Source organism: Streptomyces sp. NBC_01335, assembly GCF_035953295.1.
In the GTDB taxonomy this organism is placed as follows: domain Bacteria; phylum Actinomycetota; class Actinomycetes; order Streptomycetales; family Streptomycetaceae; genus Streptomyces.
In genome coordinates this window covers 1-12,632 of sequence record NZ_CP108371.1, presented here as the reverse complement: position 1 = coordinate 12,632, position 12,632 = coordinate 1, and the positions used below count along the sequence as shown (strand labels likewise).

The 12,632-nt window shown below is 68.8% G+C and carries 17 protein-coding genes; 7 read left to right on the top strand and 10 right to left on the bottom strand.

Translation table 11 applies throughout. The features are described 5' to 3' along the window. Nucleotides 1-810 (top strand): helix-turn-helix domain-containing protein, encoded by an 810-nt coding sequence (locus OG599_RS34540; RefSeq protein ID WP_327180315.1) that lies wholly within the window; start codon nt 1-3, stop codon nt 808-810. Nucleotides 811-931: 121 nt separating this feature from the next. On the opposite strand, the gene OG599_RS34535 is transcribed toward OG599_RS34540, so the two are convergent. From OG599_RS34535 to OG599_RS34520, 4 genes are all read right to left on the bottom strand, one after another. After that, nucleotides 932-1,633, bottom strand: coding sequence for an AbiV family abortive infection protein (locus OG599_RS34535; RefSeq protein ID WP_327180314.1), 702 nt, complete (start codon nt 1,631-1,633; stop codon nt 932-934). Between the two features lie 123 nt (nt 1,634-1,756). Further along, nucleotides 1,757-1,912 (bottom strand): hypothetical protein, encoded by a 156-nt coding sequence (locus OG599_RS34530; RefSeq protein WP_327180313.1) that lies wholly within the window; start codon nt 1,910-1,912, stop codon nt 1,757-1,759. Between the two features lie 134 nt (nt 1,913-2,046). Beyond that, nucleotides 2,047-2,784: a DUF4937 domain-containing protein gene (locus OG599_RS34525; protein WP_327180312.1), complete on the bottom strand. Its 738-nt coding sequence runs from the start codon at nt 2,782-2,784 to the stop codon at nt 2,047-2,049. Nucleotides 2,785-3,036: 252 nt separating this feature from the next. Then, nucleotides 3,037-3,459: a hypothetical protein gene (locus OG599_RS34520; RefSeq protein WP_327180311.1), complete on the bottom strand. Its 423-nt coding sequence runs from the start codon at nt 3,457-3,459 to the stop codon at nt 3,037-3,039. A 148-nt stretch (nt 3,460-3,607) separates the two neighbouring features. On the opposite strand from OG599_RS34520, the gene tpg reads away from it, so the two are divergent. From tpg to OG599_RS34495, 5 genes are all read left to right on the top strand, one after another. Next, a complete protein-coding gene (tpg, locus tag OG599_RS34515; protein ID WP_327180310.1) occupies nt 3,608-4,201 on the top strand; it encodes a telomere-protecting terminal protein Tpg in 594 nt (197 codons plus the stop codon). A 101-nt stretch (nt 4,202-4,302) separates the two neighbouring features. After that, entirely contained in the window at nt 4,303-5,076 is a 774-nt protein-coding gene (locus OG599_RS34510) for a hypothetical protein (protein WP_327180309.1), read from the top strand. 162 nt (nt 5,077-5,238) lie between these two features. Then, entirely contained in the window at nt 5,239-6,066 is an 828-nt protein-coding gene (locus tag OG599_RS34505; RefSeq protein WP_327180308.1) for a restriction endonuclease, read from the top strand. Nucleotides 6,067-6,161: 95 nt separating this feature from the next. Next, a complete protein-coding gene (locus OG599_RS34500) occupies nt 6,162-6,392 on the top strand; it encodes a hypothetical protein (protein WP_327180307.1) in 231 nt (76 codons plus the stop codon). Beyond that, on the top strand, nt 6,382-6,639 hold the full coding sequence (locus OG599_RS34495) for a hypothetical protein (protein WP_327180306.1): 258 nt from the start codon (nt 6,382-6,384) through the stop codon (nt 6,637-6,639). Before OG599_RS34500 ends, OG599_RS34495 begins: the two co-directional genes overlap by 11 nt. A 265-nt stretch (nt 6,640-6,904) precedes the next feature. On the opposite strand, the gene OG599_RS34490 is transcribed toward OG599_RS34495, so the two are convergent. Genes OG599_RS34490 through OG599_RS34475 form a run of 4 tightly spaced genes read right to left on the bottom strand, consistent with a single transcriptional unit; the run spans nt 6,905 to nt 8,411 of the window. After that, nucleotides 6,905-7,291: a hypothetical protein gene (locus tag OG599_RS34490; protein WP_327180305.1), complete on the bottom strand. Its 387-nt coding sequence runs from the start codon at nt 7,289-7,291 to the stop codon at nt 6,905-6,907. A 27-nt stretch (nt 7,292-7,318) separates the two neighbouring features. Further along, nucleotides 7,319-7,507, bottom strand: coding sequence for a hypothetical protein (locus tag OG599_RS34485; protein ID WP_327180304.1), 189 nt, complete (start codon nt 7,505-7,507; stop codon nt 7,319-7,321). A 44-nt stretch (nt 7,508-7,551) separates the two neighbouring features. After that, the gene (locus OG599_RS34480; RefSeq protein ID WP_327180303.1) at nt 7,552-7,899 is read right to left on the bottom strand and encodes a hypothetical protein; all 348 of its coding nucleotides are present in this window, start codon (nt 7,897-7,899) and stop codon (nt 7,552-7,554) included. Between the two features lie 29 nt (nt 7,900-7,928). Further along, nucleotides 7,929-8,411 (bottom strand): hypothetical protein, encoded by a 483-nt coding sequence (locus OG599_RS34475; RefSeq protein WP_327180302.1) that lies wholly within the window; start codon nt 8,409-8,411, stop codon nt 7,929-7,931. A 693-nt stretch (nt 8,412-9,104) separates the two neighbouring features. On the opposite strand from OG599_RS34475, the gene OG599_RS34470 reads away from it, so the two are divergent. Continuing rightward, a complete protein-coding gene (locus OG599_RS34470; protein ID WP_327180301.1) occupies nt 9,105-10,250 on the top strand; it encodes a peptidoglycan DD-metalloendopeptidase family protein in 1,146 nt (381 codons plus the stop codon). Nucleotides 10,251-10,368: 118 nt separating this feature from the next. On the opposite strand, the gene OG599_RS34465 is transcribed toward OG599_RS34470, so the two are convergent. Both OG599_RS34465 and OG599_RS34460 read right to left on the bottom strand, forming a co-directional pair. Beyond that, nucleotides 10,369-10,815, bottom strand: a complete 447-nt coding sequence (locus OG599_RS34465) for a helix-turn-helix domain-containing protein (RefSeq protein WP_327180300.1) — start codon at nt 10,813-10,815, stop codon at nt 10,369-10,371. After that, nucleotides 10,812-11,528 carry a hypothetical protein gene (locus OG599_RS34460; RefSeq protein WP_327180299.1) on the bottom strand — a complete coding sequence of 239 codons (717 nt, stop codon included), beginning with the start codon at nt 11,526-11,528 and terminating at the stop codon, nt 10,812-10,814. The genes OG599_RS34465 and OG599_RS34460 overlap by 4 nt, the downstream gene beginning before the upstream one ends. Nucleotides 11,529-12,632 lie beyond the last annotated feature (1,104 nt).

Sequence of the window (12,632 nt, the reverse complement as noted above, 5' to 3'; positions counted from 1 at the left end):
GTGCCGGACACCGACAACGCCGTCGGTCAGCTGGCTTGTGCTCTGCGCCGCACCCGTGCCGCGCTGGGAATCACTCAAAGTCAGGCAGCCGACATCATCGGGACGTCGGCCTCGACCATTCAGCGAGCCGAAGCCGGATTGGCCGCGCCGCAGAAGTCTGTCGTGGACGGGTACGTCGCCCAGCTCGGCCTCGACGATAAAGACGCGACGCGGCTGTTCGAGCAGGCCACGCGGCCCTTCGGGCGGCAGCGGCGCTCCCTTACCCAAGCCCCGCACCCGGGCATGGTGAGCACGCGCGACGAACTCGGCAGGGCGCTCGCCCGGGTGTGGGAAGAGAGCAATCGCCCGTCCATGCAGGATCTGGAGGGCCGGGTCCAAGCTGCGCGGAGGGATGAGGCACGGAAGCCGTTCGCGTTCCTTTCCCGGAGCGCCGCGTACCGCATATCTCACCGCCAGCAGTTACCCAGCGGTGTGGAGCAGCTCCGCGCCTACCTGTACGCCTGCAGGATCAAGGAACGCCAGTTCCCCGTCTGGATCCAGGCTTACCACCGAGTGAAGACCAAGGAAAAAGAGGAGGCCAAGAAGACCTCTGACACCGAAAAACACGGATGGTGGCGCGGCTACCGGGCGCAGTCCCTGGCCGACACCATCATGCTCAACGCCGGCCTCCACCCGATCGAACCCTTCCCCCGGTCCGCCACAGCACCGTGGACCGCACGGTGTGCGGCCTGCGATCAGGTCGGACGGTTCCGCCTCTCGGCCGTCAGGGCGGGACGCGGGTGCCGGTGGTGCACAACCGCACCTCCATAAAGGTGAAGATCCCGGTGCCGGACGCAAAGCGTCCGGCACCGGGATCTTCACCTGGCAGTTGGCGGCAGCAGCCCGCGGCACGCAGCCGCCCCAGGGCACGGAACGGAAAAGGCCCGCTACGTCATCGTTCCTGGGGCTCCTGGCTGTCGTCCTCGGCGCTCGGATTGAGCGCGTCCGCAGCTGCTGCCCAGTCCTCAGGATGGGAGATGGGCAACAACCGGAACTGCTGAGCGTGCGTGCCGTCGTACGGCGCGGTGGACATCTTCATTCGACTGTGGTCGGTGATCAGGAGCATCTCGATCACCTGTGCAGCGGTCTGCAGATCCTCCGCCGTTGTTCCGGCCGGAACGCCCGTGGGAGAACTGACGGCACCGCTTGCGTCGCGGTCAACGTAGAACCCTCGCTGCTTCTCCGCGTTGGCTTCCTTGGCCGCAGCCTCGGCTTCCGCCATTCGCGCCCTGTGGGCCTGTTGCCAGTCCTCGAAGCCGGCCCCCGTGTCCCACCTGCTGTAGTCACCCCAGAACTCAGCGAGCCCGTCGCCGAAAACCATGGCCTCGAGATACTTCTTCGTGTGGTTCCGCCCATGCTGGGCCAGGGCATCTACGACCCGTGGGGTCTCACTTCCGCAGCTCCAGTCATCTTGGAAGGTGTCATTGATCCAGAGCGCCTTTCCGAGCTCCTCCTGCGCCAGGACGGTGAGGGAGCGTGCCCGCCCGTAGGACATCGCAGACAGCAGAGTGCGGGCATCGGCAATCAGTGAAGAGGCGTTGTCCATCAGCGCCTTCCAGAACTCGCGCGCTTGCCCCGGGCTCATCTCAACCATGGCCTCAGTGTGCGGCGAACGCGGTGTCCACCACCACTTCCTTCTGGGCCTGGCTCATCCCGCTGGAGGCAGGAGCCCCGAACCGCGCGCCGGTTCGGGGCCCCTCCCCTATGCCGTCGCCGGTCAGCCGGCGGCCTTCTTCTCGGCGAGCGCTTTCTTGGCCTGCTGGTAGTCCTCGTACGTCACGGCGCTGCGCCATCGGCTGAACGCCCGCGTCGCCGAGTGCTGGCCGCAGCTGGCCCGGGTCCACGTCCGCTTCAGAGCCGGATTCTCCTGCATTGAAGGCGAGTTGAGGGACGGCCAACGCCTGCCGCTGTGTCGCCTGCGCTTCGCCGGAGTCCCGCACACCTGGGGCTTCGCGCTCTACACTCGCCAGCCAAGGCGGCTATGAGGACAACGTGCTCCCCAGGGGCCTACCCGTCGGCGCTCCCGAGGAGTGCCTGGACTGCGCCTGCGGCCTCTACCTTCTTGACGCTGCGGGCCGACCCCTCCACGGCCTTCCGCGGACCAGCATGGATTCGCTGGGGCAGGACCTGCCAAGCAGGCTCCAGCGGCAGGACATGCCCGGTCAGCGACTCGACGTCGGCTCGGACGTCTGCGCGGGCGCGCAGCGCGGGGAACGCGTCGGCGGTGTAGGCCGCGTAGGCCTGAGGGGAAGTCCAGAGCGTGGTGACCAGGTAGCGGTCTACGGCGAGGCGGGTGACGGCGCCCTCGAGCATGCCGCCGGCCGCTGCCATGCCGGGGGACCAGACGCGGCGCTGGACTTCCAGGAAGTGGTCGGTACGGCCGGGTCGCAGCCGACAGTCGGCGGCGCGCAGCAACGTGGCATCCTTCAGCGCGTCCGGAAGTGATCCGGCCGCGCCGGGAACGGGCTGTGCCACCGGGCCCGCGGCGACCTGGACCGCCGTCCAACTGCCTTGCTGGCCAGTCGCAGTAGCGATCCCGTCGTGACGTTCGCGCATGAAACGGCCGTACGCCTCCTCGTCTGCCCAGAGGCTGAGCACGAGTGCCCGGCCCTCCGTACCGGACCAGCCACCCACCTGCCCGACCAGACCCGGCTGGTCCACGAGCGCCGCCCACCGGCGCTGGCCATCGGCGAAGGCATCCTGTGCGCCGGGCCGTACCCGGCAGTCGATCCACTTGCCCCACATGTCGGCCATCATGCTGCGCTCGGGGGATGAGGAGCAATCGGGCAGAGGTCGCGAGTGCGCTCCGACCTGGGATGTAGGTATGTCGCGCCGTACGGGAGCAGCGGAACCGGCAAAGCCCCGCCGACGGCCGACGCCGCGCGGGCTGTCGGCAGGGCTCTCGGTGGGTGTGGCACCGCAGGCTGCCCCTCCCCGGACTTCTGCGGGGCAGTACTAGCTAGTGGGAGGCGGCCGCCGAAATGAAGAACAGCCCGGTCATGCCGAGCTGCTCTGCTGTGCCGTCCGCGTCTCTGCTCCGGGGGCCACGAGGCCATCGAAGTTGCCCATGGCGTTGGGGTCATCGCACACGCCGGTGTCGTCGGTGTCGACGGGGGTGAGAGTGCCGTCACTTCGGACGGTCCAGGCCACCAACGGATCCACGGTGAACGTGCCGTCCTCGTTCTCGTACCGAGCCCCCCACCCACCTCCACGGATGGCGGCGACAACAGGGTGCTCGCCTTCCGAGAGCCCGGTGAAGGTGCGGCCGTTGTTCGCCGGGACAAGTCGACCGCTGCGCTCATCAACGACGAGCGCTCGGCCCTCGTCGTCCCAGGCAATGACGGGCTTGCTGCTGAAGGCCACTCGGCCGTCCACTTCCTGCGTGTAGATCGCTTTGTAGGGATGTTGCGCTGGGATCATCACGTCTCCTGGGCAAGGTGGTACTGGTTTTGATGTGACCGTAAGGCCGGGGCGGTCCGTCCGTCCTGAAGTTTGGTCAGGTCAGACCGGCCGTACGGCTCACGCCGCCGGGCCTCTGTCCACAGGTCCGCCGCGATGGGCTGCCTCCATGACTGAGGAAGAGAAGGCAGAGCAGGCGGCTCGGACGCGCTCCAAGCTCAAGGAAGGCCTCGCCCGCGCGGAGCGCGCCCTGTTCACCCGGCCCGCACCGAAATCCGCGCGAGCCCAGATGAAATTCCTTCGCACGCGGGCGAAGGGCTCCACCAAGTCCCTGGCCGAGCGTCTGGGCGTCTCCCGTAAGACGGTGCAGCGCTACCTCTCGCGCGCCTCCACCAAGCCGAACAAACGTCTCCAGGCCGCTCTGGTGGCAGAGACCGAGGCAGAGTGGCAACCGCAGGTCAGAGCACAGGCCAGGCAGCACGCGGCGTCCTCGGGCGGGATGGTCATCTCCTGCCGGGCGTACTTCGGATTCGGCCCGCAGGGCACCTCGGGCGAGGGCCGGGTCCGGGACGTCAGCGTGGCCGTCAGCGCCGCCCACGCTGCCGCCATCCTGGCCGCACAGGAGGATGGTGCGACGCAGAGCGATCTGCACGACGCGGTCGCGGAGGCCATCGCGGACACCTATTTCCGTCAAGCCGGCGGCGGTCGCGCGGGCCTGGAGGTGAAATTCGCGGACGTGGAGTGGTTGAACATCGAGTTTTAGCAGCGCGTAATTCAGGTGTGCGGTAGACCTGTGTGCTGGCTCACCAAAGCCCATTCCCGGGCGAGCCTTAATTTCCGTATCCGAGCTGAAAGCGAGTCCTGATGAACACGTCCGACGGATGGGGGCCGCGCCGTGTCCGCGAGGCCCGCGGTGGCGCCGGCGCCCGGCGCACGCCGATCGACTACGCGAAGGTCGGCCGGTCCTCGGTACGGCGCCGCGCGCGGGGCATGACCCACAGCGACGCGGTGATGGCCCTCAAAGGAGCCGAACTCGACGCGCACCTGGCCCGCCGCGACGAAGCCGCCTTCAACGACGGCGGCCGCCGTACTGCGGAGCTCGCGGAGTGGCAGCGCGTCGTGCAGCTGCTCGCCGCGACCGGCGGCCCGTACGACCCGGACGCCGACGTCGTTGTCCAGGAGGAGCTCGCCGAAGACCGCCGCCACGAAGAAGCCGAGCAGCAGCTCCGCCAGGAGCAGCAGCGGGTGGCCGACCGCGCCGAAGAACTCGCCCGACTCGGTGGAGCCGGCCGACTCGACCGGAGCGTGCCGAGCCAGGCCGGAGACGAAGCCGCCCGCGAACTCCTGGACGAGAACCGCGACTACCGCGCCGTGGCGGTCGACACCTGGCTCGCCCACGCCCTCGCCGACGAAACGGGCCACTACGCCGACCCGGCCGCCCGCGACGCCGCCGTCGGCCTGCTGCCCGCACCGGTGCGTGCCCGCGCCGCGCTGCTCGCCGCCCTCGCCCGCACCGGCGCCCCGGTCGACGGCGACCTCGAGTTCGTCGGGCGCCTCGCCCAGGCCGACCCGGCCGCCACGAACGCGCTCGCCGCGTGGCTCGACAACGCGTCCGCGGTGAAGGGTGGCACGTCGTGAGCGCGGCGGACGAGGTGGTGGTGGCCACCTGGAGCGAGCACAGCGACATCGGCCACCACTACGAGAACCTGCTCGCCAACGGCTCGGTCAGCTCAAGGGCTCTGAAGCGCAGACCCTCCGGAAGTTCCGGGCAGTGTCAGTCGTACCTGAGATCGTGTCGGCATGTATGCCGCCCTCGCTGCCCCACCAGCCTTTCTGTGGTTCTTGCCGCTCATGCTTTTAGCGTCGGCAACCGCTGGTTGGCTGCTAGCAACGCAACATCAGAAACGCCAGCAGGCCGCAGCTTTCCGATGCCAGCGTTCGTGCTGCTCCCCCGCACGCGTTGATGGGCTGGACCACCGAGAGTTCGAGTACCTCGTTCGCGACCTGATGATCCGCGATGGCGCGACCAACGTGCGGAGAGTCGGTGGAGCAGGAGACAACGGGGCAGATGTCGTGGCAACGGATCCTGCCGGGCAGCTCTGGATCATTCAGTGCAAGCATCGCAAGCAAGGGCTGGGCGGAAAGGTGGTCGGGGTTCAAGAGTTCCAGGTCCTCAACGGAACCGGCCGGCCGGTACACAAAGGCAATGCCGTCGTGTTGGTGACTAACGGAGCAGTCAGCAAGCGGGCCCGCGACTTCGCCAAGTCCCAGAAGCTCGAGATCGTCGACCGCCTCCTGTTGGAGGACTGGATCGTGGGCGACCGGCCCATCTGGGAGTTGCTCGGAGTCAAGGGCAGCACTGCCCCTTCCGCCCTTTCCGATGTTCAATCTGGAGCGCCTGCCGGTTCGAGCGAATCCGTCTACTCGCTTGCGGAGGCCTACGACGCTGGGCTGGTGCCCTGGAAGCCAGCCACGATGCGGCAGTACCTACTGCGCTCACAGCGGCGTGGCGTCCCGCTCCCCCGCAGCAGAGATGGATTGGGACACCTCTACACCGCTGCGGAACTTGACGAGTGGCTTGGCCACTGGCGGGCTCAGGGAACTGCGCTTCCTCAGCAGCCCGAGTAGGCGATGTCCTCCGTTACTCGCCGTCTCGTGCGTACCGTCCCGGAGCGCCCCGGACCGGCGCTACCGTGGTGACACACGTCAGACAGGAGTCCCGGATGAGCCAGCAGCCGGCCCCCGCGCCCGCCCGCCAGCCCCTCGATGAGCACGCCGCCGAATCGGTCCGCGCGTACGCGGCCGACCAGCGCGCGAAGGTCGACGTCCTCGCCTCGGTGCTGGAGGACATCGCCGCGAATGGCTACCCCTCGCCGGAGACCGGGGTGCCGTGGGAGACGGCCCGCGACGCGCATCTCGCCCGTCTTGCTGACGAGCAGCCCCGTGTCGCCTGAGCACGGGCCGCGCCGCTCGCGCGTCATCACGGTGGAGCCCGCGCTCACCCAGCTGTCCAAGCTCACCGCGTCCGAGACGCACCGCCTGGACCGCGCGATCGTCGCGATCAGCGTCAACCCGGAGCTGGGCACCGAGGTGCCCGGCACCCTGCTGCGCGACTACGCGGACGAGATCGACGGTGTCCGGGTCATCTACTTCGTAACGGCCCTGCGGACGATCACGATCGTCGCCTACGTTGAGGCGTAGGGGCCTCCCGAGCACCGATAGCAGCGCCCCGGACCGCGAAGGTCCGGGGCGCTGCTGTGTGTGCTGCCACCGGGTAGCACGTGGTGCTGCACGGTGGTCGTGAGGTGCGGCCCAGTGAGTGGGTGGTGGTGTTCTGTGGTGCCGGGTGGTGCCGGAGAGCGATGACATTTCGAGGCCGGCCCCGGGCGGGACACGGGTGCTGCACGGGTAGCGGCTCCGTGCAGCAAACGGACGTTCGTCTGCTGCACGGAGCCGCTGCATCGGGTCAGCCGGTGGTGCCGGTGGCCCACCGCTCCAGGTCGCTCACCGGGTTCCGCAGCAAGGTGCGGCGGCGGGACTGCGCGGTCGCCCGGCTCTCCAGGTGCATCGCCGCGGCCAGTTCGGCGTGCGAGACGTCCTTGGCGGCGGGCTGGCGCAGCGAGGCGTCCCGTACGGCCTCCAGCCGCTCCAGCAGCCCGGTGGTGCCCTCGATGGCGGCCGCGAGTTCGGCGGCGCTCGCGCGGCCCGTGCGCAGCAGCGCCAGGCCGTGCAGCGCCGTGGCGAGCAGCGCGGCCAGCTGCTCGCCGTCGCTGCCGAGCGCGGCGACGTCCTCGGCGGCGAGCGGGACCAGGAGCTGCTCCTGGCGGTGGTTGTCGGACGCGGGGTCGGTCACCGCGGTCTCCTTCCTCGGGTGGATCGGTCAGCGGTCGGCGACGGTCCAGCCCTGGCCGGGCCGGTTACGGATGATGCCCCCGGGGGTGAGCAGCTGCCCGCCGCCCGCGCCCAGGCCCAGCGCGTCGATCTGGTCCAGCAGCGCGGCGGCCTGCTCCGCGAGCTCGCGGGCCTGCGCCTGGCGGGCGCGGAGTTCTTCGGCGGTTCCGGTGAACACGGTGTCTCCCTCGCGGGTGTCGGGTGGTTGGCCGGCGGGCGGGTCTACAGCCAGCGGAAGAGGTCGCGGACCTGAGAGGCCGCGCCCGAGAGGTTGTCGGCATCCAGGCGGGCGTCGAAGTCGAACGGGTCCTCGGTCTCGTCCATGACGTTCTCGGACGCGGCCGCCAGGACGTCGGCGAAGCGCTCGTGGACGGCCGCCTCCTTCAGGGCCTGGACGACGGTGTCGCGGTCGGCGGTGCCCCGCTTGATGGCGTCGGCGAGCAGCCCGAGCGCGGCGGCGGCCGCCGGGGCCAGGTGCGCGGGCTCGCTGTCGACGGCGCCCCGGTCGGCGCTGGTCTCGATGGCGGTGATGTCGGCGGCCTTCACGATCTCCGTGGCCGTGTGCTCCATGACGGGATTCCTGTCTCGGCGGGCGGGGTTCAGGCGGTCCGGCTGAGGTAGCCGGCGGCGACGTCGACGAAGGAGTCGTGGGCGACCTTCGCGGCCTCCCGGGCGGCGGTCAGGTCCTCGGTGCTGGTGTACGCGTCGCGCAGCGCGTACGTCCGCGCGATCATCTCGTCGGCCGCGGCGCGCACCGCGTGGTCCTCGATGAGCACCCGCAGCGCGACCAGCGGGCGGGTGACGGCGGACCGGGTCATGTGGCTCTCGCCGCGCAGGGCCTTGATCCGCTCGGGGCCGGCCTGCGTGAGGACGGCGTCGCCGCGCATCCACATCGCCCGGCGGTGGTCGCTGGCGGCGCAGGCGAGCGCGGTGACGGCCTCCAGGCGGTCACGGCGGATCGCCTCGCCATGGGTGACGCGGACGGTCCGTTCGGCGGCGCGTTCCTGGAAGCGTCCGCTGACGATCGAGCCGAGCAGGGTGCCGAGGATGGCGAGTGCGGCGGTGACGAGGGTGACTAACACGGTGGATTCCTCCCCTGTATGAACTTCAATACACGTATTGAAGTTCATACAGGGGAGGAGGCGCAAGGGGGCCGCTCATGATCCCTTTTTCAAGGCTGTGAGCTGCGCGTTTCCCGCCTGCGGGAACCGTGTGCGCGTATCTGACCTACGCGTCCCGTGCGCGGGACGCGTACGGCGCCCTCAGCACACGAGAACGGCGCCGCGTCCCTGTCGAAGGAGGCGCGAATGGGACTGGACGACAAGATGCGGCGGCGGAGGGCGTGACCTGAGACCGGGCCGTGCCGGGACGCCCGGCCGGGCGGCGGTCAAGGGGTTCACGCGTCGCGTTGTACGCACTCCGCCGGTCAATTTGGCATGCGCATGTAACAAATGAGTCACGGTGAGAGTGCTTCGGGCTGCTCCGTGGAGACGCTCGCAGGTGTCGGCAGGACCCTCTGCCTGTCGACACCCCGGCAGATTCCGGTGGTGTTCGCCGGGCACCCCGGCGGCGCGCTACGCCGGACCACACACCACGGAGGTCCTACGTTGCAGACCAGCAGGCGCCGCGGCGCCGTCCGCGCGCTCCTCACGGGGGGCCTGGCTCTCGGCCTTGTGTCCGTCACCACCGCTACGGCTCGGGCGGCCGAACCCGCCACAAACGCAGCTTCGTACGCTGCCGCCCAAGCCGCTGCGGACGCGGGCTGCTCCGGATCGGTGTCGATCTACGGAGCGCTGGCCGACGGCCGTCTGACCTACTCCCAGATCGATCCCTCGAGCGGTGACCGGCTCAAGACACTGGTGGGACCCGACCTCGGCTTCGTCCCGAAGGCCATGGCGACACTGAACTTCAACACGGTGTTGGCCACCGACAGTGCGGGCACGCTGTACCGGATCGACGTGAAGACCAACAACCTCTCGCTCGCCCTGTTGAGTTCGCCGGTGCAGATCGGCACCGGCTGGACGCACGACAAGCTCGTGTACGACGGACACGGCCACCTGTACGGGACCGCCGGCGGCATGCTGATCCAGTACCTGGTCTCCCAGCCCAAGCCGACCGGACCCGAACACATCGGCCAGCGCCGCGAGATTGGCACCGGCTTCGTCCTGAAAACCCTCACCTCCACGGGTGACGACCGGCTCCTCGCGAACACCGCGGACGGGCGGCTCGTCGAGTACCGGATCGACAGCGCGGGCGCCTGGTCGAGCAACCTGCTGGCGTCAGCCAACTGGTCGGGCTTCGAGAATCTGGTCTCCCCCGGCGGCGGCCTCTACTACGGCGTGACATCGGCCGGCGGCATGTACTGGTACCAGGACGCGAATCCCACCGACGGCTCCGGAAGCGACATCGTCTACCACAACGACGACCCGGTCGACACGTCCGGCTGGACCCAGATCCTGCTGTCCGCCGAGGCGGAGACCGCCACCTGCGTGGGCAACGACTACGCCTACGTGCTGCCCCAGTCCGCGGTTCCCCGCAGCGAGCTGGACGACCCTCACCACGACTACGCGGCCATCGACATCCAGGTCCCGATCGGCACACCGGTGTACGCGGTCACGCGCGGCACCGTCGGCTACATCGACGGCGGCTTCGGCAACGGCATCACCTTGACGAGCGCCGACGGCACGACGTACATCTACGGCCACCTCGACTCGCGGGGGGTTGCCGCAGGGGCCACAGTGACACCCGGCCAGTACCTCGGGGAATCCGGGAACACGGGACAGTCCACCGGCCCGCACCTCCACTTCGAGATCCGGATCGGCGGCGTGAAGCACTGCCCGCAGCCGCTGCTTCTCGCTCTGTACGACGACGTGACACCTCCGGCGCCGATCAGCCTCCCCACCAGCGGCTGTTCCTACTGACTGCCTGACAGGCCGCCCCTGGTGCCGTGGGGAACTCCGTTTCCCCTCTAGGGGAACGATGAACACGCACGAGCGGCGCTGCACCAGTGGGTGCAGCGCCGCCGGGATGAGCCATGGGTCAGGACACGGCCTTGAGGTTCTGTCGGCGCTTGGTGTCCTCGCGCTGCCGGCGCTTCTCGGCGAGCTGGTCCTGGTAGGCCGTGACGGCCTGGCGGTACTGCTCCACGAAGCTGGAGGAGTTCAGGCGCTGGCTCTTCGGCATCGTCTTGACCGCCGCCACGGCGTCCTCGGGGGAGAGGTAGCCAGCCACCATCGGGTTGAGCTGGTAGACGCCAGCCCGCTGCTTCTTCACCAGCTGCGCCAGGTCGAGGTCTCGCAGAGCCGCGTTCACTGAGGCCCGGCTCAACCCGAGCATCTGCGCGAGAGTGATTTGATCAACCTCGATCCGGCCGCCCGGCTCGCTGTGGGCGCGCATCTTCAGCAGCACGCGGTAGGCCGCGGGCAGCAGGTCCAGGTCGGCGACGATCCCTTCCGCGTTCACCGCGGCGAAATGCAGACCACTCACTGTTCGGCCCCCCTCTTCTGCTGCGCCCGCTCCTGGCGGCGTTCAGCACGCATCTTCGCCCGTTCCTCGCGCATCTGTTCAATCTCCTGACGCATCCGCTCCAGCGAGGGGAAGCGCACCAGGTCGGGCAGCGCCTCATCCGACCGGATCTTCGCGATGGTCTCGTGCTGGTCGACCCGGACGTACCGCGCCTCTGTGGTCTCCGTACCCGGAATGAACTCGGCAACCCGGTAGGAGTAAGGCGGGTTGAACTGGTAGACACCGCGCTTCACCCGGAACACGATCCCGTGCGACATGACGTCGTGCAACGCCTCGTTCACCTTGGTGCGCGCCACGTCCAGGACGATCGCCATCTCGTCCTGGGTCAGGGAGATGCGCCCGCCGGCCTTCTGGCACGCGATCATCAGCAGAATCAGCCGCAGCGGCAAGGCCTCGCGGAAGAACTGCGCGATGACCAGGAAGAACTCCAGGCTGTCCATGGAGAAGGCGTTCGGCTCATCGACCGGCCCGTAGAACTCCAGCGGCTTCCGCTCGCTATCCAGCGTGAGCTTGCGGCCGGGGTAGGCCCGGGCTACCTCATCCAAGTCCTTGACGGGCCGCAGCGGCTGATTCCAGGCGTCGGACGGATCCCCCAGCGGCAGCTTCGGCTGCGGCGCCCCACGGGGGCTTGTACGGCGGCGCTGCGGCTCTGTCGACACGAGGCTGCTCTCCAAGCTGTTGATCTCTGCGACGCGAAGCAGTATGTCACCTGCGCTTGACATGCATGTCGCGCCGACACGACATGCCGAACAAGTTGTGTCCCCCCTGGAGGGACAGATCTCCCCCCCTGTCCACCGGACGGACCGGCCCGGGACACATCCGTCCCTACATGTCGCCTCCACTTGACACGCTGCAGGGAGGGGTGTCGCTTCCAGTTGACATCGAGACATCGTTATGCCCCCTCAGCCGGGACACATCGACCGTGATGTGTCCCCTCAGTCGGTACAGATCTCCAGATCCGCAACGCTCTGACCTGCGGTTTCTTGATCTCGCCTTATATCAGTGGTTGAGGTCACGGTGACCGCGCAGGTCTTGCGACCCCTGCCCCTCGACACGTGCCGCTCCCCGCCCAGTCGCCAGCGCCGCCAACCAACACGCCCATCCCAGGTCTGCCCACCCTCAGCGACCTCGCGCTTCCGAGCCGACCCATTTTGGTTTTTGGAATTCTTCCGGGATTCCTCCCCGACAATCCCAAGTACTTACTCCTTCACTGTGCTTAATCAACCGCACCGCAACCGCACGCCCTTTTTCTATTCATGCTGAGCTACATCAGTGAAGTATTCTCGCAACGCATTTTGCCTGCCGGGAGGTGGTGTATCACCTCTCCAGTCTTAAGCTAGCCTCTCTCTTTGAAGCAACCCCCCGGTCCTCTCGCCTCACCCCTCCCCTATCTCTGTTCGACCCCTCACCCTGCCTCAACTGCCTGTCACCTCCCCCTCCTCTTGCTGCTGCTGGGACCGCAGGCCCGTGGGCGTGCCGCGCGGAGCGTGGCACGCGTTACCCGCACGGGGAGTTGGGCCCGCACCCTGACGCTGCTGCTGCGTCTTTGGTGGCTGGAGCGCAGCGGAGGCCACCGGGCGGCCGGAGGCCGGCCCCGGCCCGCAACGCGGGCCGCCCGCCCTGCGGTTGGCGGTGGGCGCGGAGCGCGTGCCGCCTGGTGGTGACCGAAGCGAACCGCCTCCGCTCACGCGGAGCGGGAGCGGCCGGGGAGCGAAGCGACCCGGCTCGCTGCTACGGGCGCAGCCCGTAGGGACCACCCGTGGCGCACCGTTCCGGCA

Excerpts from the sequence above, each read along its gene's own strand:
- OG599_RS34510 (WP_327180309.1), top strand. The coding sequence starts at position 4,303 with ATGAACACGTCCGACGGATGGGGGCCGCGCCGTGTCCGCGAGGCCCGC.
- OG599_RS34500 (WP_327180307.1), top strand. The coding sequence starts at position 6,162 with ATGAGCCAGCAGCCGGCCCCCGCGCCCGCCCGCCAGCCCCTCGATGAG.
- OG599_RS34530 (WP_327180313.1), bottom strand. The coding sequence starts at position 1,912 with ATGCAGGAGAATCCGGCTCTGAAGCGGACGTGGACCCGGGCCAGCTGC.
- OG599_RS34505 (WP_327180308.1), top strand. The coding sequence starts at position 5,239 with ATGTATGCCGCCCTCGCTGCCCCACCAGCCTTTCTGTGGTTCTTGCCG.
- OG599_RS34480 (WP_327180303.1), bottom strand. The coding sequence starts at position 7,899 with ATGGAGCACACGGCCACGGAGATCGTGAAGGCCGCCGACATCACCGCC.
- OG599_RS34525 (WP_327180312.1), bottom strand. The coding sequence starts at position 2,784 with ATGTGGGGCAAGTGGATCGACTGCCGGGTACGGCCCGGCGCACAGGAT.
- OG599_RS34520 (WP_327180311.1), bottom strand. The coding sequence starts at position 3,459 with ATGATCCCAGCGCAACATCCCTACAAAGCGATCTACACGCAGGAAGTG.
- OG599_RS34535 (WP_327180314.1), bottom strand. The coding sequence starts at position 1,633 with ATGGTTGAGATGAGCCCGGGGCAAGCGCGCGAGTTCTGGAAGGCGCTG.
- tpg (WP_327180310.1), top strand. The coding sequence starts at position 3,608 with ATGACTGAGGAAGAGAAGGCAGAGCAGGCGGCTCGGACGCGCTCCAAG.